2 protein-coding genes and 1 pseudogene are annotated in these 1,930 nt (G+C 73.7%); 2 read left to right on the top strand and 1 reads right to left on the bottom strand.

Features of this window, described 5'->3' with window-relative positions; translation table 11 throughout:
* Positions 1 to 404: 404 nt before the first annotated feature.
* Together E4099_RS31625 and E4099_RS31630 are read left to right on the top strand one after the other, a co-directional pair.
* Positions 405 to 1,061: a hypothetical protein gene (locus E4099_RS31625; RefSeq protein ID WP_245245342.1), complete on the top strand. Its 657-nt coding sequence runs from the start codon at positions 405 to 407 to the stop codon at positions 1,059 to 1,061.
* Positions 1,062 to 1,225: 164 nt separating this feature from the next.
* On the top strand, positions 1,226 to 1,624 hold the full coding sequence (locus tag E4099_RS31630) for a hypothetical protein (RefSeq protein ID WP_135342529.1): 399 nt from the start codon (positions 1,226 to 1,228) through the stop codon (positions 1,622 to 1,624).
* A 42-nt stretch (positions 1,625 to 1,666) separates the two neighbouring features.
* On the opposite strand, the pseudogene E4099_RS33415 reads toward E4099_RS31630, so the two are convergent.
* Positions 1,667 to 1,930: pseudogene (locus E4099_RS33415) on the bottom strand (hypothetical protein); the annotation flags it as partial.

Below are 1,930 nucleotides of genomic sequence, written 5' to 3' on the forward strand. Positions count from 1 at the left end.
GTCCTGTGGCACCGGGCCCGCCCGGCACGCCCGGCGAGCCCGGCGAGCCCGGTGCCACAGGACCGGTCGGCCCGCCGGGAGAGACCGGCCCCGAGGGCCCCGAGGGACCCGAGGGAGTGCCGGGCACACCTGGCGAACCCGGACCGCAGGGGGAGACCGGGCCCGAAGGACCCGCCGGGCCGATGGGAGAGAACGGGCTGCCGGGAATCCCTGGCGAACCCGGGCCACAGGGAGAGACCGGGGCGACGGGAGAGACGGGACCGCCCGGGGAACCCGGCGCACCCGGATTCCCCGGTGAACCCGGATTCCCTGGCGAACCCGGATTCCCTGGCGAACCCGGACCCCAAGGAGAGACCGGACCCCCCGGACTCCCGGGGCTGACCGGCCCGCCCGGACTACCAGGGGTGACCGGCCCCCCGGGATTCCCGGGACTGCCTGGACTGCCCGGCCCGCAGGGAGTGCCCGGACTCCCCGGGCCTGCGGGCGCGCCCACCTGCCTGGACGTCGACGCCGTGGCCGACCCGCAGTTCGAGATCAAGGCCGTGCTCGTGGACGGTATCGCGTACGCCGGCATCAAGAACCTCACGGGAGACGTCGGGCGGGAGTTCACCTGGTACGACCTCACCGACACCCCCGGTGGCGGTTACCCGGCCAACGCCTGTGCGATCTCCGTCTCCGAAGTGGCCTTCGCCGTCAAGGTTCAGGTCGTGACGACGGACGGGCTGCTCTACGAGACGTCCTGCACGAAGGTCACCGGACCGGACGGCGCGGACCGACTGGCTTGTGACGAGATCTGGGTGCGGCAGGTCGTCCCACGGCCGGGGGACCCGACGCCGGCCGCCGCCAACGTGGTCGGCAGCGGTCAACCCCGGAACCGGACGCTCCACACCAAGGAGAGACCGACCAAGGCGGCGCCCGGCAAGGCCCTGCACGGGTCGGCCACCAACCACCCGAAGCACCATGCCCAGGCGAAGCCGAACGCGCCGGCGCCCCGCAAGAGCCCGGGCGGGTCGGCCGCCAAGACCCCGAACACCGCCCCCGCGAAGAAGAAGCGCCCCTGAGCGACGCAAGAGTGTGTGCCGGGTCCGGAGCCGTTCGGGCCCGGCACACGCGCGTCCATCGACCGGAGCCGCACACGGCGGGGAGTCGACCGGTCCCACGCCCTGTGGTCCCGCAAGCCACCGGGGGGCACGGTCCGGCGGGAGCGAGGTGAGAGCCTGCGGGTATGAATGATCTCGGCGATGCCAATCTGCGTACGCGGATGCTGGACTGGACGGCTCTCCTGGCAGCCGACGCCCCGGACCAGCTTGCCTGGCTGGGTGAGCGTGAGGTGGATACCGAGGACGTCATCGACGAGGTGGAGCTCTTCTGCCGCGTCGCCGAGGAACTCACGGAGCGCGGGGCCTTCGAGCCCGGGAGTCTGCGCGAACTCCAGGACATCAGCCGCCGCCTGGGCCAGCTCGATGCCGCCTGCCGGGCCGGCCTCTGGGCCGACGCCCTGGCCACCGACCCGGCGTGGGAGGACATACGTGCCCTCGCCCGGCGGTTTCTCCTCGGCACACTGGGCGACGGGCCTTGGCCACTGCCGCCCCGCCGCGCGCACCCGCCCACGGACGGCCACTGAGCACCTTGGGGCGGGCCCTGCCCGACCGCGGTGTCCGCCGCCTCAACCGCCCTTGAGCACCCGCTCCAGGCCGGTCGCCAGGTCGCGGGAGAGCCGGCTGCTGGTGCCGTTGGTGAGGAGGTCGTGCACGGTGGTCTGGATGAGTTCGGTGAAGGCCGCGTAGTAGGGGGTGACCGGGCGGGGACGGGCGGTTCGCAGCGCTCTGCGCAGGGGTTCGGCGTACTCCGGCAGGCCGTTGCGGTCCTTGGGCACCGCGTCGGACCGCTCGCCGCCGTCCGCGCCGCCGCCCGGGTCGGTCGTCGGTAG

The organism is Streptomyces palmae (assembly GCF_004684805.1).
Taxonomy (GTDB): Bacteria; Actinomycetota; Actinomycetes; order Streptomycetales; family Streptomycetaceae; genus Streptomyces; species Streptomyces palmae.

Excerpts from the sequence above, each read along its gene's own strand:
- E4099_RS31630 (WP_135342529.1), top strand. The coding sequence starts at position 1,226 with ATGAATGATCTCGGCGATGCCAATCTGCGTACGCGGATGCTGGACTGG.